This window comes from Nocardioides euryhalodurans (assembly GCF_004564375.1).
GTDB lineage: Bacteria > Actinomycetota > Actinomycetes > Propionibacteriales > Nocardioidaceae > Nocardioides > Nocardioides euryhalodurans.
Genome location: NZ_CP038267.1, coordinates 1,268,009 through 1,290,369, shown reverse-complemented (window position 1 = coordinate 1,290,369; position 22,361 = coordinate 1,268,009). Strand labels below are relative to the sequence as shown.

18 protein-coding genes and 1 tRNA gene are annotated in these 22,361 nt (G+C 67.2%); 7 read left to right on the top strand and 12 right to left on the bottom strand.

What is annotated here, in order from left to right; translation table 11 throughout:
• Positions 1 to 13: 13 nt before the first annotated feature.
• From EXE57_RS06040 to EXE57_RS06015, 6 genes are all read left to right on the top strand, one after another.
• Positions 14 to 1,075 (top strand): YlbL family protein, encoded by a 1,062-nt coding sequence (locus tag EXE57_RS06040; RefSeq protein ID WP_135075050.1) that lies wholly within the window; start codon positions 14 to 16, stop codon positions 1,073 to 1,075.
• A complete protein-coding gene (locus tag EXE57_RS06035) occupies positions 1,068 to 1,610 on the top strand; it encodes a PPA1309 family protein (protein ID WP_244247012.1) in 543 nt (180 codons plus the stop codon). The genes EXE57_RS06040 and EXE57_RS06035 overlap by 8 nt, the downstream gene beginning before the upstream one ends.
• Entirely contained in the window at positions 1,607 to 4,588 is a 2,982-nt protein-coding gene (locus EXE57_RS06030; protein ID WP_244247011.1) for a UPF0182 family membrane protein, read from the top strand. The genes EXE57_RS06035 and EXE57_RS06030 overlap by 4 nt, the downstream gene beginning before the upstream one ends.
• An 80-nt stretch (positions 4,589 to 4,668) precedes the next feature.
• Positions 4,669 to 4,745 (top strand) — tRNA-Met (locus EXE57_RS06025).
• 179 nt (positions 4,746 to 4,924) lie between these two features.
• Positions 4,925 to 5,155 (top strand): helix-turn-helix transcriptional regulator, encoded by a 231-nt coding sequence (locus EXE57_RS06020; RefSeq protein WP_135075047.1) that lies wholly within the window; start codon positions 4,925 to 4,927, stop codon positions 5,153 to 5,155.
• A 6-nt stretch (positions 5,156 to 5,161) separates the two neighbouring features.
• On the top strand, positions 5,162 to 6,358 hold the full coding sequence (locus EXE57_RS06015) for a tyrosine-type recombinase/integrase (RefSeq protein WP_135075044.1): 1,197 nt from the start codon (positions 5,162 to 5,164) through the stop codon (positions 6,356 to 6,358).
• A 43-nt stretch (positions 6,359 to 6,401) separates the two neighbouring features.
• On the opposite strand, the gene EXE57_RS06010 is transcribed toward EXE57_RS06015, so the two are convergent.
• The 4 genes from EXE57_RS06010 to EXE57_RS05995 form a co-directional block, all read right to left on the bottom strand.
• On the bottom strand, positions 6,402 to 7,688 hold the full coding sequence (locus EXE57_RS06010; protein ID WP_135075041.1) for a hypothetical protein: 1,287 nt from the start codon (positions 7,686 to 7,688) through the stop codon (positions 6,402 to 6,404).
• Between the two features lie 23 nt (positions 7,689 to 7,711).
• On the bottom strand, positions 7,712 to 8,011 hold the full coding sequence (locus EXE57_RS06005) for a hypothetical protein (RefSeq protein WP_135075030.1): 300 nt from the start codon (positions 8,009 to 8,011) through the stop codon (positions 7,712 to 7,714).
• Positions 8,012 to 8,132: 121 nt separating this feature from the next.
• Positions 8,133 to 8,669: a hypothetical protein gene (locus EXE57_RS06000; protein WP_135075027.1), complete on the bottom strand. Its 537-nt coding sequence runs from the start codon at positions 8,667 to 8,669 to the stop codon at positions 8,133 to 8,135.
• A 12-nt stretch (positions 8,670 to 8,681) separates the two neighbouring features.
• The gene (locus tag EXE57_RS05995) at positions 8,682 to 9,095 is read right to left on the bottom strand and encodes a single-stranded DNA-binding protein (RefSeq protein ID WP_135075024.1); all 414 of its coding nucleotides are present in this window, start codon (positions 9,093 to 9,095) and stop codon (positions 8,682 to 8,684) included.
• 217 nt (positions 9,096 to 9,312) lie between these two features.
• On the opposite strand from EXE57_RS05995, the gene EXE57_RS19645 reads away from it, so the two are divergent.
• Complete coding sequence (locus tag EXE57_RS19645) at positions 9,313 to 11,727, top strand: hypothetical protein (protein WP_167305833.1); 2,415 nt, start codon at positions 9,313 to 9,315, stop codon at positions 11,725 to 11,727.
• A 78-nt stretch (positions 11,728 to 11,805) separates the two neighbouring features.
• On the opposite strand, the gene EXE57_RS05985 is transcribed toward EXE57_RS19645, so the two are convergent.
• From EXE57_RS05985 to EXE57_RS05950, 8 genes are all read right to left on the bottom strand, one after another.
• Entirely contained in the window at positions 11,806 to 13,521 is a 1,716-nt protein-coding gene (locus EXE57_RS05985; protein WP_135075021.1) for a type IV secretory system conjugative DNA transfer family protein, read from the bottom strand.
• Complete coding sequence (locus EXE57_RS05980; protein ID WP_135075018.1) at positions 13,518 to 13,982, bottom strand: hypothetical protein; 465 nt, start codon at positions 13,980 to 13,982, stop codon at positions 13,518 to 13,520. The genes EXE57_RS05985 and EXE57_RS05980 overlap by 4 nt, the downstream gene beginning before the upstream one ends.
• Positions 13,979 to 15,058: an ArdC-like ssDNA-binding domain-containing protein gene (locus tag EXE57_RS19930; RefSeq protein ID WP_208542987.1), complete on the bottom strand. Its 1,080-nt coding sequence runs from the start codon at positions 15,056 to 15,058 to the stop codon at positions 13,979 to 13,981. The genes EXE57_RS05980 and EXE57_RS19930 overlap by 4 nt, the downstream gene beginning before the upstream one ends.
• The gene (locus EXE57_RS05970; protein ID WP_135075015.1) at positions 15,055 to 16,548 is read right to left on the bottom strand and encodes a TraC family protein; all 1,494 of its coding nucleotides are present in this window, start codon (positions 16,546 to 16,548) and stop codon (positions 15,055 to 15,057) included. Before EXE57_RS05970 ends, EXE57_RS19930 begins: the two co-directional genes overlap by 4 nt.
• Positions 16,545 to 16,952 carry a hypothetical protein gene (locus EXE57_RS05965; RefSeq protein ID WP_135075012.1) on the bottom strand — a complete coding sequence of 136 codons (408 nt, stop codon included), beginning with the start codon at positions 16,950 to 16,952 and terminating at the stop codon, positions 16,545 to 16,547. Before EXE57_RS05965 ends, EXE57_RS05970 begins: the two co-directional genes overlap by 4 nt.
• 152 nt (positions 16,953 to 17,104) lie before the next feature.
• Complete coding sequence (locus tag EXE57_RS20135) at positions 17,105 to 19,444, bottom strand: hypothetical protein (RefSeq protein WP_244247010.1); 2,340 nt, start codon at positions 19,442 to 19,444, stop codon at positions 17,105 to 17,107.
• Complete coding sequence (locus tag EXE57_RS05955; protein WP_135075009.1) at positions 19,441 to 19,785, bottom strand: hypothetical protein; 345 nt, start codon at positions 19,783 to 19,785, stop codon at positions 19,441 to 19,443. Before EXE57_RS05955 ends, EXE57_RS20135 begins: the two co-directional genes overlap by 4 nt.
• The gene (locus EXE57_RS05950) at positions 19,782 to 22,250 is read right to left on the bottom strand and encodes an AAA family ATPase (protein WP_135075006.1); all 2,469 of its coding nucleotides are present in this window, start codon (positions 22,248 to 22,250) and stop codon (positions 19,782 to 19,784) included. Before EXE57_RS05950 ends, EXE57_RS05955 begins: the two co-directional genes overlap by 4 nt.
• Between the last annotated feature and the right edge of the window lie 111 nt (positions 22,251 to 22,361).

Sequence of the window (22,361 nt, the reverse complement as noted above, 5' to 3'; positions counted from 1 at the left end):
GAGGCTTGGCGCCATGACCCAGCGCACCCTCGCCGGCCTGTTGGCCGTGCCGTTGCTGGTCGCGCTGTGGGTCGCTGCCCTGCTGGCTCCGCTCCCGTACGTCACCTACAGCCCGGGGTTCACGATCGACGTGCTGGGCAAGGAGGGCGGCAAGGAGGTCATCCAGGTCTCCGGGACCGAGGCCTTCCGCGACGAGGGACAGCTCCGCTTCACCACCGTGTTCGTGACCCAGCCCGACACCGACGTCAACCTCTTCGAGCTGATGGGCGCCTGGCTCGACCCCGATGCCGCGGTCTATCCCTACGACTCGGTCTACACCCCCGAGGACACCGACGAGTCGAGCCGGGAGGAGGGCGCGGCCGAGATGGCCTCCTCCCAGGACACCGCGATCGCGGTGGCGCTCACCAAGCTCGGCTACGACGTGCAGACACCCGTCGTCGCGCGCGTCACCCCCGACTCGCCCAGCGTGGGCGTGATGCGCAAGGGCGACCGGATCCTGGCCGTCAACGGCGACGACGTGTCGACGACCACCGCGATCGGGGAGGCGGTCAGCTCCACCCCCGACGGCGAGCCGGTGGAGGTCCGCTACGAGCGCGACGGCGAGGTACGCACCGCCTCCGTCGATCGGGAGGTGATCGACGGCTACCCCCGCATCGGGATCGAGATGACGACCGACTTCGACTTCCCCTTCGACGTCGAGGTGGGCATCGACCCCGACATCGGCGGACCCAGCGCCGGCCTGATGTTCTCGCTCGCGATCTACGACACGCTGACCGAGGGTTCGCTCACCGGCGGCGAGATCGTGGCCGGCACCGGCACCATCCAGCCCGACGGCAGCGTCGGCCCGATCGGGGGGGTCGACCAGAAGATCGCAGCCGCCCGTGACGACGGGGCGCTGCTGTTCCTGGTGCCACCCGACAACTGCGCCGACGCCCTGGACGCGCCCAACGGCGACATGCGGCTGGTCCGCGCCGAGACCATGTCCGACGCGGTCGACGCCATCGAGGCCTGGACGGCCGACCGGGACGCCGAGCTCCCGGAGTGCACCGACGAGACGGGGAGTGCCCGTGGCTGACGACCTGGACGTGGACCCGGCCCTGGCGGCGGCCGTGCTCGAGATCGAGGGGCACGTGTCCGGCAACGGCTGGGACCAGCCCGCGCAGCTCTACGCCCTGGTCGAGACCGCCAGGATCGTCGCCCACGAGCCCGACCTGGCCCGGGCGATGGGACTCGACGACGCCGCCGAGGCCGGGTCGTTGACGCCGGTCGAGCAGGACCAGCTGCGCCCCGACCAGCCGCTGGAGCAGGTGCTCGAGACGATCGTCTGGCCCGACGGGGTCTACGGCTGCGCCGCCGTCGTCGAGCGGTTGGTGCTGCCACCGGACGCCGACGCGCGGATCCCCGACGACGCGGCCGAGGCCGAACGCTTCGCCCGGGAGCATCCCGAGCGGCAAGAGGTGCGGATCGTGGCCGGAGCCACCCGCGCCGGATCGACGTACTGTGCACTGCGACTGCGGGCCCACGACGACGACCAGTCCGTCGTGGCCGGCGTCGACATGGTGCCTGCCCTGCTGCAGCTGCTGCGGGCGACCCTGGAGGAGGACCAGTGAGCGACGTGTTCGACGAGGGCGACGAGAAGGGCCGAGCGGCCCAGCGCCCCCAGGCAGACGTGGCGCCGCGCCGCTCGCGGGCGCTGCTGATCACGGCCGGGGTGCTGATCGTCGGCTTCTTCGCGCTCACGACCTTCTCCGCCTTCTGGACCGACAAGCGCTGGTTCGACGAGGTGGGCTTCGAGAAGGTCTTCACCACCCTGATCTGGACCCGGGTCGGGCTGTTCACCTTCTTCGCGCTGCTGATGGCCGCCTTCGTCGGCGTCAACATGGCCCTCGCCTACCGCTTCCGGCCGCTCTTCCGGATGCCGTCCCCCGAGCAGACCGGTCTCGACCGCTACCGCCAGGCGGTGACCCCGATCCGGGTGTGGCTGCTGGTCGGGACCTCGCTGCTGCTGGGCCTCTTCGCCGGTACGTCGGCCTCGGGCCAGTGGCGGCAGTTCATGCTCTGGCGCAACGGCGGCGAGTTCGGCAGCGAGGACAAGTACTTCAAGCAGGACATCGGCTTCTACGTCTTCGACCTGCCGTGGCTGCACTACCTCGTCGACTCGCTGATGGCCTTCGCCATCGTCGGGCTGCTGATGGCGGCGCTGGTCCACTACCTCTACGGCGGCATCCAGCTGCAGACCCGCCACGACCGGGTCAGTGGCGCGGCGCAGGTGCAGCTCTCGGTGATGCTCGGGATCTTCGTGCTGGCCAAGGCCGCCGACTACTGGCTGGACCGGTTCGACCTCGTTACCGACTCCGGCCAGCTGATCACCGGCATGACCTACACCGACAAGGAAGCGGTGCTGCCGGGCAAGAACATCCTGATGGGGATCGCGGTCATCTGCGCCATCCTGCTGTTCCTCAACGTCTGGCGGCGGACCTGGATGCTGCCCGGCGTCGGGCTGGCGCTGCTGGCGCTGAGCGCGGTGCTGATCGGCATGATCTGGCCCGCGATCGTGCAGCAGTTCCGGGTCAACCCGAGCGAGCCGGACCGCGAGGCCCCGTTCATCAAGGCGAACATCGACTCGACGCGGGCGGCGTACGACCTCGAGGACATCGAGGTCGAACCCTTCAGTCCACAGCTCACGGCAACGGGCGAGCTGGCGGACCTCGAGGCGCAGACCTCGTCGGTGCCGCTGGTGGACCCGCAGGTCGTCAACCAGACCTTCGAGCAGGTGCAGCAGGTGAGGGCCTACTACTCCGTGGCCGACGTGCTCGACGTCGACCGCTACGACTTCGACGGGGACGACCGCGCCCTCGTGCTCGGCGTCCGCGAGCTCGACCAGTCGGGCATCAACGAGAGCGACCGCAACTGGAACAACCTCCACACCGTCTACACGCACGGCAACGGGATGATCGCGGCCTACGCCAACCAGCGGGGCGAGGACGACACCCAGGAGACCAGCGACCTGCAGTGGGCAGAGGGGCAGCAGGCCGACGAGACGGCGCTGACCGACCTGTTCGAGGACGGCTACGAGTCGCGCGTCTACTACGGCGAGCTGAGCCCCAGCTACTCCGTCGTGGGCAAGCCCAGCTCGGACGCAGGCGACGTCGAGCTCGACCTCGGCAACCCCGGCAGCACCGACGAGGGCCAGACCACGACGTACGACGGGGAGGGCGGGGTGCCGGTCGGCGACGTGTTCTCCAAGCTGATGTATGCGGTCCGCTTCGGCGAGCCGAACTTCCTGCTCTCCGGCCGCGTCCACGAGAACAGCCGGGTGCTCTACCACCGCACCCCGCAGGAGCGGATCGAGCGGGTGGCGCCGTGGCTGACCGTGGACAGCGACGCCTACCCGGCGGTGATCGACGGCCGGATCGTGTGGATCCTCGACGGCTACACCAGCACCGACCGCTACCCGCAGGCACAGGCCGAGTCGCTCGAGACGATGACCGAGGACTCCCTCGCGCCGGACAACGTCTTCGGCACGCTGCCGACCGACGAGGTCAACTACATGCGCAACGCGGTCAAGGCGACCGTCGACGCCTACGACGGGACGGTCAGGCTCTACGAGTGGGACGAGGAGGACCCGCTCCTCAAGGCGTGGAGCGAGGCCTTCCCGGGGACCGTCCTGGAGAAGAGCGAGATCTCCGAGGAGCTCATGGAGCACCTGCGCTACCCCGAGGACCTCTTCAAGGTGCAGCGCTACCAGTTCGCGCGCTACCACGTCACCGACCCGGGCGAGTTCTACCAGAACAACGACCGGTGGGAGGTGCCCGAGGACCCGTACGCCAGCGCGCCGACGTACCAGCCGCCCTACCGGCTCTTCGTGGACGACCCGACCATCCCCGGTGACGAGACCTGGTCGCTGACGTCGGTCTTCACGCCGTACCAGAAGAACAACCTGGCGGCCTTCGTGTCGGTCAACTCCGACGCGACCTCGGACGACTACGGCCGGATGCGTGCCCTGCAGCTGCCGAACGAGCAGACGCCGGGCCCGGGCCTGATCGCGAACGAGATGGCCAACAGCGACAACGTCCGACGTGAGCTGCAGGCCTTCAACCTCGGCGAGATCGATCCGACGTTCGGCAACCTGCTGACGATGCCGGTCAACGAGGGCCTGATGTACGTCCAGCCGGTGTACGCCGTCCGGCAGGAGTCCGAGGCCAGCTATCCGATCCTGCAGTTCGTGATCGTCTCCTACGGGGACAGCGTCGGGATCGGCGACTCGCTGGTCGAGGCGCTGGCCGACGTGCTCGGCGTCGACGTGGACGAGGGTGCCGACCCGCTGCCCGAGGAGCCACCCGGCGAGGGCGGCGGCCAGCAGGACCCGCCGGACAACCAGACCCGCGAGGAGCAGATCGCCAGCCTGCTGCGGCAGGCCCAGGCAGCCTTCGACGCTGCTGACGCGGCGTACCGCGCGGGCGACCCGGTGGAGGCCGCCCGGCAGCAGGCGCGGGCGCAGCGGTTCGTGTCCGAGGCCGTCACCCTCTACGACGAGGGCCGGGCCGGAGGCGGTGGCGCCACGGAGGGCACCGGGAGCGGCCGCTGAGCCTGCCCGGCGCCGTGACGGAGGCCACGGCCCCCCGATTTGGGTGGGCCGGACCCGTGCCGTAAGGTTCTGTTCACCGACGCGGGGTGGAGCAGCTCGGTAGCTCGCTGGGCTCATAACCCAGAGGTCGCAGGTTCAAATCCTGCCCCCGCTACCAAATTCAGGCTCGGTTCCCTCTGGGGAACCGAGCCTGAAAGCTTTTGAACTTGACTCGGTCATCAGAAAGTCATCACCTACCCGTCCTGCAGGTGCGTCTCGCCGCACAATCCAGCAGCCGACATGGACTGTCTCGGAACGTCTCGGAGCCGCTCGGGGCGGTGTGGCCACCTAGTTGGCATGAAGACCCAGCTCGAACCGACCAGCGGGCTCGACCCGTTGCTGAGCATCGAGGACCTTGCCGAGTACCTCGGCGTACCGGTCACGACCATCTACGACTGGCGCGTGGACGGCAAAGGCCCCTGTGGCGTGCGGGTGGGGCGCCACGTGAAGTTCACCCAGCGCGACGTCCAGGCGTGGATCGAGGCACATCGCGAATCCAGGCCGGGAGCACCTCCGGAAGGCAGGTGACCTGACATGGGACGCCCACGCACCGCCGTTGGCACGTTCGGCGAGTTCACGTACTTGCCGGCCGGGAACGGGAAGGTGAAGGCACGCGTGCGTTTCCGCGACGACGACGGCCAGCTCCGGCTGGTCCAAGCCACCGGGGACTCGCGCAAGGCCGCCGAGCGCGCCCTGAAGTTGAAGGTCTCCCGCAGGGACAACTTCTCCGCGGGGTCCCGTGACTTGTCCGCTGACAGCACCTTCGGGCGACTGGTTGATGTCTGGCTCGCCGACCTCGACGTCGTGGGCAAACTTGCGCCGAGCACCCGTTCGCTCTACGAGCGCAACATGCGCCAGCTGGTGATGCCCGCGTTCGAGAACTACACGCTGCGGGAGATCGATGTCCGCAAGGTCGATCAGTTCATCAAGAAGCTCACGGCCGCCAAGAGCTACAGCACCGCCAAGCAGGCCCGGACGGTGCTCAGCCTCGCGCTCGGCCTCGCTGTCCGATACGGCGCTTTGAAGGAGAACCCGGTTCGCGGGATCGCCAGGATGCACAAGCCGCCGTCGGAGACGATGGCCCTGACTCTGGACCAGGTCGAGGCTATCCGGGCGGCGGTGCGCAGCTGGCGCCGTGCCCCGGGAACGCCGGGTCCACCGCCAGACGGCCAGTTGGAGCAGATCATCGAGGTCATGCTGGGCACGTCCGCGCGGATCGGGGAGGTTCTGGCGATCAGGCGGTGCGACGTCGATGTCACGGTCTCGCCGGCGACGGTGCGGATCTGCGGCACCATCGTGTCGCCGGCCGGCAAGCCCACCTACCGGCAGCCGCACCCGAAGACCCAGAAGTCGACGCGGGTGGTCTCGGTGCCGAGTTTCGTGGCTGAGGTCATTCGGCAGCGGTTGGTGCTGATCGGACACGAGGACCCCGAGCACCTGCTGTTCTTCACGCGTAACGAGACGCCGCTGACGACCAATAACGTCCGTCGCCGCCTCCGTGCGGTCTTGTCGGATGCTGGCATCGAGGGCGTCACGCCGCATGCGTTCCGTCGCACCGTTGCGACCGTGCTTGACAGGGCCAGCGGTCCGGACCTGGCAGCAGAACTGCTGGGCCACAGCTCGTCGAAGATCACCAAGGAGCACTACATAGAGCCGGACGAGGCGGTGGACCCCGTGACAGCCGAGATCCTTGAGTCGCTGGCACCTAAGCGCGATGACGGTCTGAGGTAGCCGTGCCGTGGTCACCTGGGTGGCCGTGTTTCCTGCGGTCAACTCATAGACGCGGGGTGTCGCGGCGCGACGCCTTTGCGGGTGGGCGGTGGACGAGGGCCGCGTGGAGGTCGGCCCGGCTGGTGCCAGCCGACGAGACGGTGGGCTCATCCGGTGGTCGTAGGTGCTCGCGCGCTGTTTGGATGACCTCGAGATCAGCGGCTCGGGCGACGGGGACGAATCGTTCGCGGACCGGGTGGACGAGGCGTCCGTCGCCGCTGACCAGCCGGGGGACGGTCACGCGCTGGACGAAGGCCCCTCGCTCGACTCCGGATTCGAGGATGTCCATGATGCGCGAATCGACTCGATGGAAGAGCGTCTGGAAGCCTCGCAGCATCCTCGGTTCGATGACCGTATCGGGGTGCAGGGCCCTCAATCGGCCCACGGCGTTCGCGGCCTCGCCCGCGGCAGCCGTGCCGTTGCCGAGCCGCCCTCCGATGTTGCGGAGTTCGCGCTGGATGCGCGAGTAGGTCTCTGCACGGGCACCCCACTGCCCAGCGAGGTTCGGGTCGATCCGCTCGGCGTACGGCACGAGTCCTGCGCTGAGCAGTCGCTGCGAGTCGACGACCAGGCGCAGGTTCATGGCATCGGGGAATGATGCCAGTCTCACGAGGAGGTTGTGCTCGGCTTGGAGGACGCCGAGCACACCGGGTTTGGCTGGCCCTCCGATGGGTTTGGTCCGGGGGCGCCAGCCGGTCTGGTCGACGGTGTAGTCGGGCTGGCCGAGGCTGACGTCCAGGGCCGTGGCCAGTGCTGCCCAGCCGAGCCGATCGCACCCGGCAATGGACTCCCAGTCGGGGGTGTTGCGATACCTGCGGTCGAGTACGACGAGTGCCTCGCTGATCGCCGCGACGTCTCCTGCGATCGTTCGCGCCTGTGCTGCGGTGAGGTGGATCGCCTGGTCGGGCGCGGTGTCGTGCTCGGCGAGTGCTGCAGCTCGTGCTGCGAGGCGCCAGTGCTCGACGACGTTGTTCGAGTTCGGGGTCGTGAGATCCGCGCTTGAGGCTGGCCGCGTCGTCGCTTGATCGCGAGCCGCCCCCAGGGCTCGAGCGAGTTCAGCTACTGCGGCGCCATGGTCGCTCGCGGCGCGGAAGGGGTCGGCCGGCTTCTGCGGGACGTTTGGAAAGGTCAGGGGCCGCGCCACTCCTATCGCTTGCGCGCACCAGACGAGAACGGTCTGTCGGAATCGTAGGATCTGTCGGCCCGCCGAGGCCCGCTCAGCGGACGAGTCCTCGGCGAGGCGGCGCATGATCCGGTGCTGGCGAAGCAGTGCAGCCAGTTCCGTGCGCATCTGGGACCCGTTCTCGCCGTACATCAGCCGATGTCCAGATCGTGTGCTTCGACGAGCATCGCGAGGATCAGCTCGACCGCCAGGGGGTCGATGCCGTGGGTCTCGAGTTCCTCGATCGCGCTGCTCGCGACGGCGAGCGGGATGTCGCCGTCGTCGGTCAGGTCCTCGCTGTCGAGTGCCGGGCAGTCGTCCCCATGCACGCGATCGAGTTCGAGCAGGACGCGCTCGTACGCGGAGGAAGCATCGAGGGTCAGTGCGCTGTCGGCCAGGGCGGCGACGTAGGACCTCGCCTGCGCGAGCGTCTGTGCGTGCGGGAGAAGCATCGTCGGTCCTTTCAGTAGGTCGTCGGAGTCCGACCCTGTGCTGGCAACCGCCGTCGGGGGAGGCCTGCTCGGACTTCTGTGGATGAGTCCGAGGCGCAGCCGGCCATGGCGCGCTCGTGGCTTAGCCGATGAGTTGCTGGTTGGCGATGGCCGCGATTCGGCGTCGCCGTAGGACGTCCTCTCGAACGAACTCGGCAAAGTCCTCGTCGCGATGCCGGATCTCGACCTCGGTCGCGGCCGTGGCCGGCGATTCGCCCGGCCACGTCGTCTGCCGCGTCGGGCGGTCTCGGTCGAGCCGCGTGCCGCAGATCGAGACCCAGTCCCGCAGCCGGTAGCGGGCGTCGGAGAACTCCCGCATCCACCCGATGGGAGCCGAGGGCGACGCTGACTCGTGATAGCAGCTCAGCCAGTGGCAGTGAAGCGCCGAGAGCTCCCAGACGAGCTCGTCGTGGCGGTGCCAGTACGGCGGCAGGATGTTCGGCGGCAGACCGAACGTGCTCTTGAGCCACTTCACCCACTGGTCCAGGTCCTGCCACTCGCTCTCCGCCTGGTCGGCGTCGAGTAGGTTCCAGTTGATCGGGGCCGGTGGGCGTTCGAGCATGTCGGTCACGCGGCGCCAGGCATCACCGTCGTCCGGCTCGTCCGGGAACGGACTCATCGCAGGGTCCGGTCAGAGGCCGACGGCGGGCGGCTGCGGGACAGCTGTCAGAGACCGATCGGCGGCATGCCGGCCGCGCTGGACGACGTACTCGGTCTTGTTGGCGTTGTGGCCGATCTTGCGAGCGACGAACTCCTCCTTGATGACGCTGCCCTCGCGGCCGTCGACCTCGTATTCGTGGACGTAGCCGCTGGCGACGAAGCAGTCGCCCTTGCGGAAGCGGGCGTAGGTCTCACGGGCGGTGCTCTCGAAGGCGACCATGTCGTGGAAGGTGGGGTCCATCTTTGTGAAGCTGCCGTCGAGCTCTTTGCGCCACTGCTCGATGCCGACACGCAGACGGCAACACTCGGCGCCTTGCTTGGTGAAGTGAAGCTCCGGCGCGGACGCGACGAAGCCGACCAGGCTCATCTGGGTGGGGATGGACATGTGTCTCTCCTGATCTCGTTGTCGCCAGGGTGACGGCGCTTTCAGGAGTTAGGTGCGCCGGCGAACCCGATGCCCGCGGGACTCGACGCGATGGGCGTTGCCCCAGTCCGGGCCTGGCGAGGGGCGAAAGGCACACGTGTCGTGGGGCCTATCGATTGGCTGTGAGAGGAAGGTGCTATTTCGCGGATGTGTCGCCGGTTACGGCTACCTTGAGTAGGTGACTGCACCCGACGAGAGCTCGGCGCTCGCGCAGCGTTACCGCGATGCCACCGCTGCCCTGGATGCGGTCAGCACAGATGCGTTCGAGAAGTTCCTAAAGCCGTTCGCGCACGCATTCGCGGAACTGCACGAGGTGACCCTAGAAGAACTGCCCACGAGCGAAGCCGTGCCCGAGCTCGACGAAGTCGAGGCCGGGGCCCGTGAGACAGCTGAAGCCGTGGTCGTGGACCTGGTCGATGGCAGCACGGGTCGAGTTCTGCATGCGGCGCTGATGCTCGGTATCCAAACCGTTTCCACGAACCCGAAGCTGGTCACCTCAGTGATCCGAGTTCTGCCAGGAGGCTGGTCGGGGAATGTGGCCGAGTACTGGGCAAAGGGCGTGGCCAGAAGTCGAGTTGCGCGTCCCCAGATCGCAGTGTTCTTGCGTCAGACCAACCGGAACCTGAGCAAGAACCGGAAGACGCTCATCTTTGGCGGTCTCAGCGCTGCCGCGGTAGCGGGTCTGACCTGGGCTTGGAGGGCAGACCAAGCCGACTACGAAGCGAAGATCGAACAAGAGCGCCGTCAGAAGCTTCTCGAAGTCGCTGACCGTCGATCCGAACTGCTCGAAGACCTGAACCTCGAACGTCTGCTCTTCGCGAGCGAACGGGCTGAGGAAGCGGCGCACACGTTGACGAACCTGGTCGACCTCGGCCTCAACCGTCTTCCCGCTCTTCGTGCCTTGGTCGACACAAGCACCGAGTACGGCACGTACGCTCAACATGACCGGCTCTTGGTCGCCGAGCTCGCCGGCTTGGCGCAGACCACGGCGGCGGTCGTTGCCGCCTCCGTCGCCGCCCCACAGCCGAAAAGGCCCGGGGAGGACGACAGCCAACGCCCGACGCTGGATGCTGCTCGCCACGTTTTGTCCCGCTACGCCCGCGACCGGAACCCGGGTGCCGACGCTGCGTCCGCCATCCCCTGGGTGGCCGGGGTCATCAACACCACCCAGCAGCGCAAGCAGCTGGCATACCTGGCGGAGCAGTCCGAGTACGTTCAGCGCCTCGCCAAGCGGTGCGGGAACTCGCATCAGCGCGTCCGGGAGGGGTTTCACTTCGAGTGGCTGCATGAGCTGGGGTTCAACCTCGATGCACTCGGCAAGGACTCGGCGCATCGGGCCTACGTGACCGAGTGGCTCGGCCGGCCCGCCGATGCTGCGGACATCGTCATTCAGTCACCGGACGGCAAGGTCGTCCGTGAGGTCCAGGCGAAGGTCGTCGAGTCGCCGTACCAGCGTGCATATCTGAAGAACGGCGTCACTGACAGCAAGTACGACGGTAAGGACCTGCTGGTTCCGACTGAGCACACTCCAAGCGTCGACAAGAAGTTCGACGACATCCTCAACAGGCCCGAGGGCAACATCTTCAAGGACCGCTACTACGACGCCCGCGAACGGCTCACCGACAGGATCTCCGTCGACGGCGTCGCCTCAGACCCCATCGCCACAGGGAAACTCACTGAGGCAGCCAACGACCCCCAGGGCTACCTTCAACAACTTGCCCACGACATCCAGCTGCGCCGGACCGTCACAGCCGCGGTCACTGCCGGTGGAACCGCCATGGTGACGTCCCTAGCCACCGACCTGACAACCCACCTCGTCACCGAAGGCACATTCGACGGGTTCAACTGGGTCCAGGCCGGCGTCGCAGGCGCCCGCACGAGCGCCGCAACAACCGTGGCCGCCGCAGCCGGCACCTACCTCCAAGTAGCCGGCGAGAAGGCCGTCGCAGGCGGCTCCACCAACCGCATTCACGACTCCTGGGCGAACGGCGACCATGGCCCCGCTATCGCACAAGCGGCGATCGAAATCGCCGCCATCGCCCACGGCCTGGCGACTGGGCGCCTGACGGCGGCCGAGGCAGCGGAAGCCACCGGCGAGGCCGTCATCCAGTCCGCAATCACCTGGATCTGCACCGCCATCGCCCGCAACGCCATCCCCGACGCTGAAGTCGCTGCACTCGTCGGCGGGTTCGTCGGCCAATACGGCGGCAAGCTCGTCACCTACGGCATCCGGGTCGCCATCCTCGGTCGCGATCCCGACCCCAGGTGGGACGACGCCTACGAAGCGCTGCTCACCGACACCGCCGACCTCGAACTCGCCTGCGCGGTCGAATGCGAAGAGCTGGCCGCACTCGGCCGACAGCACCACGTCGCCTTCACCGAGTACGTCCTGCCGGCGCTGGAGAACATCACCGCCGGCTTAGGTGCGCATCTCGAGGCAGGGCGGGACATTGACCCGGATGCGGGCCTAAACGCGCTCGCAGCCATCGCCGACCATTTCGCCGGCACCCCGCTGTTCGACAGCCTCGAGGCATTCGACACCTTCATGGCGGACCCGAACAGCACCCTCGTTCTGAACATCAGTCGCGAGTAACCTCCGCGCTACATCCTCGCGCCGGGCCGGGTGGTCCGCTCATGCTTACTGGGCGGAACGAACGCGCCCGGCGACTGCCTACCGAGCCGTCCAGCGGCGGAGGTCGGTAACGATCGGTGGGGCGCTTCGGAGCAGCACGAGTCCGGTACCGAAGGGAAGCGTGCGGGTTCGCTCCGGCGGCAGGACCGCGACCCGCCGGCTCGACCGCTGGAGCGAGCGTTGTCCGTAGTCGCCGATGCTCACTGTGTAGGAGTGCTCGTCGCGCTCCCCGATCAGCACCGACAGCTCTTGCAGGTCCTTCGAGGCTGAGGAGCCCCCGAAAATGACCTTGACGATCGAGGCGTCCCAGATGGTGCTGGCCGCATGGTCGCCCCACTTGTTGCGCGCCTGAGCCAGAGATTGGAGGACGGGCATTGTCGTGATCCCGGTCCCGCCTCCCTCGGCCATGAGGACCGGGAGCGAGGGAAGCGGCGCGAGGTTGCCGATCTCGTCGAGTGCCATGAGCACGGGAGGGTCCAGGCGTGAGCCGGGTGAGCAGGCGGCAAGGTGGCGTGCGACCTCCGTGAGGTCTTCCATGAACGCGGCGACGAGCGGCCACGAGGCTCCAGCACCACCTCCCGTGGCGAGCAGGTAGAGCGTGCCGTTCTGGGTGAGGAAGTCACGCGGGTCGAACGCCTCGCCGGCCTTGGGGCTGACGGCGTCAAGCACGGCAGGGTCGGCGAGGCAGGAGAGGGCTTGGGCGACGGCCATCCATATGGAGTCACGGGTGCGAGGGTCGGAGTTGATCATGCCCTCGAGCGAGTCCGACCATCCCGCTGCGGCTTGCGGGTGACTGGCGAGGATGCCGACGGCGTCGGTTGCGGCAGAGGCGGACAGCGACCACTCGAAGAGGGCCCGCGTCGGCAGCTTCTCGAGCGCGGCCGCGTGGAGGAGCGCCTGAAGGGCAGAGCGGGCCTTGCCTTCCCAGAAGCCGCCGGACTCCGTGCCACCGGACGAGAGTCCGGTCGACGACGCCAGGCCTGAAGCGCGGATCATCGCGGTCAGGGGCTGCTCGCAGCCGCGGATTGGCGACCATCGAACGCCACACCTGTCGACGACGGACAGGCCCGCAGTGAGGTGCTGCGGATCGAAGACGGCGACCGGCCCGCGTTCCCGCCGGGCGCCGATGGTGGCGGCGATGTTGTCTGGCCGTGTGGAGGTGGTGGCGACGGCGCCAGGCGCGTCGAGGATGGCATTGATGACGAGGTGGAGTCCCTTGCCGGAACGTGGTGGACCGATCACCAGGATCGAGTCCTCGACCGAGGCCCAGATCTCACGACGGCAGCTGCGCCCGATCAGGTAGCCGACATCGTTAGCGCGAGGGTGGCGGATCGAGGGACGGAGGGAGGCGGCGCGTCGTACCAGGGCCTTCTTCGACGCGGTCGCATCGATGTCCCGCGCTGTTGCCGTGCCCTGGATCCGGTGGGGATCTCGAGCAGTCCGGTGGCGGAGCCGAGCCACCACTCGACACACGCACCCGACCATCCCTGCGACGACGCCGATGAGCAGCGACACCACGCTCCAGTACGCGATCGCCGACAACCCGGGCGCCTCGAACGCCCGCGCCGGTCGGCTCGGATCGGCGAGCACGCGCAGTCCGCTCGCGATCCCACCCTCAGGTGTGGCCGCGCCCGTCACGACCGCGGCGGCAGTGGCAGCGGCGCGGAGCACCAGCGCCAGAGCGCACGCCGCCACCAGCCCGATGAGTGCAAGGTTCACGAGCTCGTCGTTCGCGCCACGTCCTGCTGGGTTCACGCCGGCGCCTCGAATGGGGCCACTGTCCGTGAGGTCATCCCGAAGAGCACGAGTCCGCCGCGCGCTGCAGCGAGCAGTGCGGGAGGGAGGTTGAGTGACGCGTTGCCTTCCGCATCGGCGTTCTGGCGTACGACGACGTACGCCAGCGCGACCTCCTCGCCGGGCTGGAACCCGGAACCAGCGAGCGCAGGACTTGGCGAGTTGGGTGACGACTCCGCGGCGGCTGGTGCCGAGCTCCCTGGGGGAGTCGCGATGTCGGCGTACGTCGAGCCGTCGGCCTCGCGCACCTCGACGCGCACGGGCGCGCCGATATCGGAGGTGATCTCGTCGATGACAGCGCGAAGGTCACCGCGAGTTCTGCCCTGCTCAGATTCGCGCGGGACACCGTCGACGTCGACCGTCATGACGCCGTCGGCGTCGATGGCGACGTGAACGACACTGAGGACGACTGGGATCTTCATAGCTCGAGAGCCGATCCATGGCGCCGCGCGGCGGTGACGACCGGAGCCCTCCCGGTCCGGTGGCTGAGGGCTTCGCGGTCGAGCCCAGGCGGGTTGCCGTCGCCGACCTGCTGTGTGTCGACATTGTCGAGGATGCCGAGCGCCGTCGCGCGGACGCGCTCGGCGGTCGACTGCACGACCTCGACCGGGTTCTTGCCCGGGACACTCGCTGCCCAGGTCGACACGTACGGCACCGTGTAGGAGGAGGTGTCGAGCCCGTGTGCGGCACCGACCATGAGCGCGACGGATTCGGCTTCCACCTCGGCGATCCCACGGTGCAAGGTCGCGTCGGCGGCCACCTCGGTTGACAGGGCGCTCTCAGGGGGCGCGTGGAGAAGAACATGGCCGAGCTCGTGGGCGAGCGTCTTCACCTGGGCCGCCTCGTCCATGTCCATGCGAATCGACACCTCGCGGGAGAGGAAGTCGGTCAGCCCGTTGGCGCCGCCGATCGCCGCGGCTGAGGAGACCAGACGGAGCTCGAAGCCTGCGCCTGTGATCTGGTCGGCGAGCCCGTCCCACAGCCCGGTCGGGGCCTGGCCATGCAGCAGGGAGGGGCGGGGAAGTTCGGGCACAGGGTCACCTGTGGTCTGGGAGATGTCCCAGACGTAGGTCGGCTTGACCCCGATCATCCGGGTGCGGGCGTACTCGCCAGACAAAGGCTTCTCGTGGCGCCCCAAGCGTCGCCAAGAGTTCGGGTCGTCAGGCGTCAACGAGGCGAACCGGCCGGTGACGGGGGCGAGGATGCCGTAGCCGCGTTGGCCTTTCGCGACGCTGCGGCCGAGCGAGAGCCACTGGTGGAAGCCGGCCACGTACGTCGGCGTCGGCTCGGGCACCCTGCTCTCCTTGTACGCCGCGAAGTGCTGCGCCGCGATCAGCATCGAGTTCCCGAAGCTGCGCCCGCGGAACTGGGCGGCGAAGGTCAGGGCGCGCTTCCAGTCCTCACCGGTCACCAGCGCAGCGACGGACTCGGACAACTGCTCCTGGAGCGCTTCGAGCTTCGCTTCGCGACCCGCTCGTCCTCGAACCTGAGTGGTCATGACGCCGCTCCTGTCATGCGACCGGTTGTGTCGAAGAGTTCGAGCTCGGCGGGGTGCATCTGGTGCTGTACGACGAAGGAGCGGTTCTTGATCCGCCACAGTCCCTGGCCGGTGCCGAGCGTGGGGATCAGTGACTGCTCGATGCCAGTGAGGCCCAGTGCCGCTGACGTTGCGACGAGCTGGTCAGCTTCCTGGCGATAGACGATGCGGGTCTCGGCGTTGGCGAGGAGTGACGAAGCGAGCGCGCGCATGGCGGAGCCGGAGTCGCCGACGTTGTCGAGGTCGGTGAGCTTGTGGAAGATCAGCATGTTCGCGATGCCGTAGTGCCGTGCGAGGCGCCAGTGGGCGTCCATCCGGCGCAGTAGTGCGGGGTGGGACATCAGGCGCCAGGCCTCGTCGTACACGACCCAGCGCTGGCCGCCGTTCGGGTCAAGCAACGCCGACTCCATCCAGGCCGAGGCGCACGTCATCAGGACAGAGATGAGGGTGGCGTTCTCGGTGACGCGGGACAGGTCGAGGGAGATCATCGGGAGGCTCGGGTCGAACGCCACCGTCGAGGGACCGTCGAAGAGCCCCGCGAGGTCGCCCGCGACGAGGCGACGGAGAGCGTGACCGACCAGTCGTCCGTCCTCCGTGAGTCGGCCGTCGGGATCGTCGGCCGGATCCGGGGCAAGGAGCCGGTCGACGACCATCGGGAGGACTGGGACGTCGGCGCCGCGGACGGTGCGGTCGATGGCGATGTCGACAGCTGTGTGCTCGAGTGGGGTTAGGCGGCGGTCGAGCACGGTCTCCGCCAGGGCACCCACGAGGTCGCGGCGACGGGATGCGACCTGGCTCGCCCACTGGGCGTCGTCGTGCCCGGACGGACGGTGGCCCTCGTCGAGCGGGTTCAGGCGGTTGGCCATGCCATGTCCCAGCGCGATGGCCCGACCGCCGACGGCTTCTGCGACGGCGGTGTGCTCGCCCTTGGGGTCGCCGGGGACGTAGACGCGGCGGCCGAAGGGGATCGATCTTGTGTAGAGGCTCTTGGCGAGGCAGGACTTGCCGGAACCGACGATCCCGGCGAGTACGAGGTTCGGTGCGGTGATGAGGTCGCGGGCGTAGAGGATCCAGGGGTCGTAGACGAACGAGCTCCCCGAGTAGAGGTCCTGGCCGACGAACACGCCTTCGCTGCCGAGGCCGCCTTCGGCGAGGAAGGGGTACGCGCCCGCCAAGGTCGCCGAGGTGTCCTGGTGGCGTGGGACGCGGAACCGTCCGGGCGTCCGCAGTGTGGCGGGGCCGGGTTCGCCGGCCCGGGGGAGCGTCACGGTCGCGCGCTTCTCGGCCGACAGTTCCTCGGCCTTGCGCTTGGCTTCGGCGCGCCGGGCTTCGCGGTTGGCGGAGAGGAGTTCTCGTGCCGCGGCCTTGCGGAGCCTGCGATCGTGCCGCCGTTCTCGTCCCGGCGAGACGAGTACGGCGGAGTGGAGGCGCCCGTCCTGCCACCCGGTCACAGCGACATCCCTGGCTGGTGCGTGGAGCGCTGAACTGGAGCGAATGACGGGTAGTCGCGGATGTCGTAAGCGATCGTCGCCTCGATCTCGTGTGCCCGATCTACGCATTCGGCGACCTGGTGGATCATTTCGGCCGCGCGATGGAGTTCCCAGGACTCCCTGTACGACGCTGCCCGCCCGGCGTAGGCATCGCCGTTCATCCAAGCCTGCTTGCGGGTCGGCCCGTCGTGGAACTCCCCGAGCTGGTGCAGTGACTGGCTCAGCGATGCGAGAGCGGAACTGATGGAACCCAGAACTGCGTAGATCGCGGTCGGATCGTCGATCGTGCGCGTCGCGTGAGCAAGGCCGCGGACTGCTTCCCGGAGTTCGTCAGCGTCGGCGACCGGGTCATTGAAGGTGGGCATAGGTGGCTCCCTCGGTCGATGGGTCTCATCGATGAGGTGCGCCTGCTGCTCCGTGGTGTCGACTGAAGAGCACCCAGGGTTCGACGTTCCCTTCATCGGGGGTATCGACGCAGGGGTCAAACAGGCAGTACCGCTGATCTGTTTGCTTGGCTCTACAGCCTCACCCTGTGCCAGTTGGCCATCTCGCGCCAGGCGGGCGTTTGGAATGCCCATGCCGCGATCAGGGCGTGTGCGGCACGCATGCCGTCCACGGTTGTCCCGTAGTGGTGGTCGGGGCCTCCATCCCGATACTCGACGAGATAGGTGCCGTCGTCATTCCGTGAGGTCTGCGCATATGTCTGGCCGCTGTCGTCGTCGAGGACGTCGACAATCAAGTAGGAGCTCTCGCCTGACTCGACGCCTACGAGCATCATGAACAGGGCGTCTTCGGAGGGGTGGTCAAGCGTGTCGCCCGATTCTGACGTAGCTCGCAGGCCGGTGCCCTCCACTCCGCCGACAACCGTCCACGATTCGTCCCCGGCGTCGACATCCCGTTCGATGAGGGCCGTCCGCCCTTCGCTGACGGCGATTGATCCAGCGCTGCCGACCGAGTAGATGGCAGGTTGAAAGGGCAGAGGCCAGACGATGGCGGTGACCTGCGGCAGGTTCTGGTCGTAGGGATGAGCCATGACCTCTCGGTGATACCCGAGCGCGGGCAAGGACGACCCACCAACTATGAAGCCGAATCGCTCGTCGGACGCCAATCGAAGGTAGACGTACGTGTAGCTCGGGGACTCGGACTTGTTGAAGCAGCGGATGGCATCCGAGGTTGCGACGAAGATGTCGTGCTCGGTCTCAATGGTCGTGGAATGGGCGCCTCGCTCTGTCACCGCCCGGCGGGCCGTTGCGTGCTCGCTGGTCAGGTCGGCGCCGGCCCAAAGCTTCTGGGCGCTTGGCAGTACGCCAGCCCTGGCCCCAGTTCCAGAGCGATGGTATGAACCCAGCGCTGCGGTGACGATCGCCGCGGGGGACATGGCTGGGGCACCAGTGGAACTTGCCCGGATCATGTCCTGGACCACGTTTTCGTTCTGGCACGCGATCAGTTGAAGCAGGTGGGCGTACTCCACATCGAGCGAGCGCCGAGCTGCGCGGAGGAGCACCTCGGCGAAGGAATACGAACTTCGTAGGTCCTCGCTAAGGGGATACTCGACCAGCAGATCAACGAGCGTTCGCCACTCGTCGCTCTTAGGATCCCCATCCAGCAGGCGGCTGATCGTACTTTTGTCTTCGTTGCGAAGGGCCAGCACTGGTTCGAACTCGGCGCGTCCGGCCTCTGACGCTCGCAAGGCGGTCTCATCGTCACAAAACATTAGGATCTCTGGTTCCGCGGATGCTAACTCCAGCGCAAGACCCGCTGGAAGTGGGCGCATGCGGTGAGCGGCCGCCATTTCTGGACGCATCCAGGGCGACGGGTACTTGTCCAGAAGCGCTCGGAGAACGTCTTCGCCGAGGTCGCCGGCGTGCGCATAGCGGTCGATCAGGGCTTCTGAGATGCGGCGCGAGCCCAAATGCGCCAGGCGCATTTGAAGAGTTTGATCGTCTGTCTCAGCCGCCAGCTCTTCCCGCTCAGCCACTGTCATGCTTGAGAACGACTTGGGTCGACTTCGCGGAGTCGGAGGGGGCGCCAGGCGCCACGAAGATCCTGTACCGATCAGTTCCGGGACTCGAACACACAATGGATCGTCGTCTTCAAGGTCGGCCCCGGTGCTCCGGTCCAGGAGTCTCTCAAGTCGTCCGGAAGAAACCGCGAGGGCCTCTGCCACGACCTTCTTGGGCTTGCCCATAGAGACAAGGATCTTGGCGGCAGACGCATATCTGTCCTGTACGCGCTCCTCCTCGGTCTCTTTGGCCGATCGTTGGGCGAAGTAGGCAATCCAGCCGCGCCGGCGTGACGACGCGGCGCCGATCCAGTCAGCCAGAAGCGCTTCTCGATCGGCGTTCCGGCTGCATAGAACTAGCCGGTCCATTACCTCGCGGGGAAGGCCCAGGAGGATCTCTTGGGCAACTCGTTGAACTTCATCTCGGGCCCGCTCTTGGCGCTCCCGGTAGTTGGCTGATGCCCACAGCTGCTGTTCAATCTCGGACCGGAGGCGTGGGTCGCGCCCGGCGACCTGCGTGGCGAAGTAGTCGTCGGCCGGATCCTCGCCTCCCCATTCCTGGAGTGCGTCGAAGTCAGGATCCGCGAGTGCGCCCTGAACGATCCTCTCTGCCTCGCGTTCGAGATCCTTGCCAACGGTCGTGTTGAAGACCTCCCAGGCGGCGTTCTCGATCCTCCTCCTCCGCTCCTCTGGCAGGTGGGCGGCCAGATCGGCTGCGACCTCTCTGCCTTCGTGCCCTCGGGTGAAACGAGGGTCATGAGCGATCCGGTCGATCAGGTCGCGTGTCTCCGCGTCGAAGAGCCTGTCGTTATCCCAATCGAAGTAGGGCGACTCGAAGTCGTCGGATTCGCTCATGCCGACTCCCGACGCTGGGTCAACTCGGCCACGAGACCGATGAGGTGCTCCGCCTCTGAGTACGTAGGCGCAAGCTGATAAGCGTGTTGGTGGCATGCCTCGCTGAGTCGGTTCCACGCGAACTCGGCCTTGAATGTCAGGTCTCGCTCGTCTGCGTAAGCGCCCTCGAGGCACGACAGCTTGCTTCTCTCGGAGGACAACTCCGCGCTAATGCCCTTGGCTCGGAGGAGGTCGAGGATGAGCGCTTCAAGCGCGGTTCGAGCAAGCCAGCACGCGCGTCGCACGGCGAGCGCCGTGTCCAGCTCTAGTTGCGCTTCCGCCTTCGCGAGCAGGGTGCTCATTTGGCGCCGGTCCGAATATCGTCCACCAGTCGCTTTGCCTTGTAGTGCGCGTCGTCCGGGTCGACCCACCCGCTCAGACCTTTGTGGAACCCGGATGCGGCGATGCCCAGAGCTGCTTTCCGGTGCTCAGGGCTGGACCACGCCTGGGCTAGGTGTTCTGCTGGTTGACCGCCGAAGATGGCGAGGTTCACTCGGCGCTTGGTGGCATGGGTGTCTGTCCAGACCTTCTCGAGCTCATGAATGCTGGCCCCGTGTTGCAACTGCGTGGCGAAGTACCGGTCTTTTGCGGCGGACTCGATCGCGAACCGATAGAGGCCAGGGAGTGTCCGGCGCAGGTCGTCCTCTGAGAGGTTGCCGTTCTCCCACTCTTTGATGAGTCCATGCGCGTCCGCGAGATAGCGAATCGTTGGGTCTTGCGACGTCGTGACCGTCACGTGTGAGTTCGAACCGCGGTTGACCTCGAGGATCGTCGCGTCGTACGACGAGCGTCGCAGGGCGGCGGGCAGCCGGTCGTCGTGCGAGAAGACGATGACCTGTCGAGTCCTGCTCAGCTCCCCTAAGAGTTCGACGAGGCCATCGACCTTCGCCGGGTCCATCGCCTGCACGGGATCGTCCAGGACGACGAACCGGAACGGCGAATCTGCAAGCGTTGCCCGCGGCAGGAAGAGCGCCAAGGTGAGGGCATGGAGTTCACCTTGGCTGAAGACTGCAAACGAGCCGACGGGTTCGCCATCGATCGCCCCACTGACCCGGAGGCGTCGCGAGGTGTTGGTGCCGGTGAGCTCCAGGCCGCCAAGCTCGACGTTGCTCTCCTGACGTAGCCGCTGCCACGCTTCACGAGCCTGGGCCGCTATGGGCGCCAGCCGTTCGTTCTTCAGGCGGAGGTCGTTCTCCTTCAGCCATTTCTCTGCCGCCTGCAAGTGTTTGACGATCGGCTCGGTCTGCTTCCACGACTCCCACTCATCGCACCAGCCCGCTATCGCACCAGCCAGCGGCTGCCACTGATCATCGAGCGCCGAAACTTCCGCCGCCGCAGCCTCTCGGAGTGACGTGACCGCGGCGGTGAGAGAAGGGAGGGAGGCCTCGACATGGGTTGCGAGTGCATCAGCGCCGTCAGCGTCCTTGGAGACCGAAACGTTGCTCCAAGCGCTCCAGGCCTCGTTGGCCCCTTCCACTGCCGCAGCGACGGATTGCGTCGGCGAGGACCGCAGCACCGCCGGAGGAGGCTGTAGCAGCCTTCGGAGTGCGTCGAAAGCATGCTCGAAGGTCTGGTGCGCCAGTTCAACATCCTCGAATTGCTTCCGCGAATGCTCAGCGAGCTCTCTGCTCGTCTCCGCCCAACTGGCATCCAAGTCGCCAGCACGGCAGACGGGGCAGGTCTGGTCGCCGTGGGTCGCATGCAAGAGGAGCCCCTGCTCCAGCAGTTTCAATCGGTCCCGGTTGCGTTGTGAGACCTTCGCGCCAGCGTCGGCCAGCCCGTTCTTCGCATCCCGGAGCCTCCTGACCGCCGCGGCGGTGGCCAGGTCCTCGGGCGAGGAAAGCGTCGCGAGCACGCGGAGTCCGGGCAGCGGGCCGCGATCCACTTGCTGGCCACCAGTCGCCAGTGCGCGCAGGGCGGCGGTGTCGGGGTCGGTCCTACGTAGCAGCCTCGCTGCCTCGACGGCGCGCTCGTCGGTCGATTGGGCGGCCCGGGCTTGGAGTTCCCGACGCTTCGCCCCAGCGACGGTCCCCGGGCCCTTCCGTACGTCCGATCTGGCCTTGAGTCGCTTGACGGCGTCCCCGAGTTGTTCCACACCCAGGATGCTGGCCAAGGCGTCGTACAGCTCGGACTGCTTACCTTCAAGCATTCCGCCAAGTTCGTCATACGACAGGATCGGTCGGAACTGCTCGAGCGCTCTTCGCCAGCCCAGATGGTCGATCCCGTCGACCTGGGGCTCGCCGCGTACCTGCGCCTTTACGCTGCGCGATTCGACCGACTTCTCGTTGGCGGCCCAAGTCGCTGACACCGTGATCGGACCGACGCCTTCCTCCACAAGGCTAACGGAGACCTTGGAGGAGGGGTGATGAAGGTTGCGCCACTGATCACGCCACTCGGCACTCTTGTTCGTCCAGCGGTACGTCCCACCCGTGAGCACGAGCTCGAGTGCTTCGGAGAAGCTCGACTTACCCGATCCATTCCGTCCCGCGACGACTGTGAGTCCCGGTTTCGGTGCGATCCTGAGTTCCGATTCCTGTCCAATACCGCGGAATCCTTCGACGGTGATGGACGTCAACACCACGCCGTTCGCGTCGGGCCCCCCGACGGCAATGGATCGCTCAGGGCGGCTTACGGGCTGACCATCGTTGAGATAGCCGTCCAAGGCCTCGTCACGCTCGAGAGCGGCCAGGACAAGGAGGGCTGCCTCGTCATCGAGGTCCGTCTCGCGGAGTTGCTCGTCTACCCACTCAGTGAGGTTCTGGGACACGCGTTGAAGTTACCGAATAGCGCCGACGGAATACGAGGGTTGAGCTGACCTCGAATCGCCGCGGCCGTGCTTTGTCGGCAGCGCGGTACCGACCTGCTTCTTGTTCTGGTG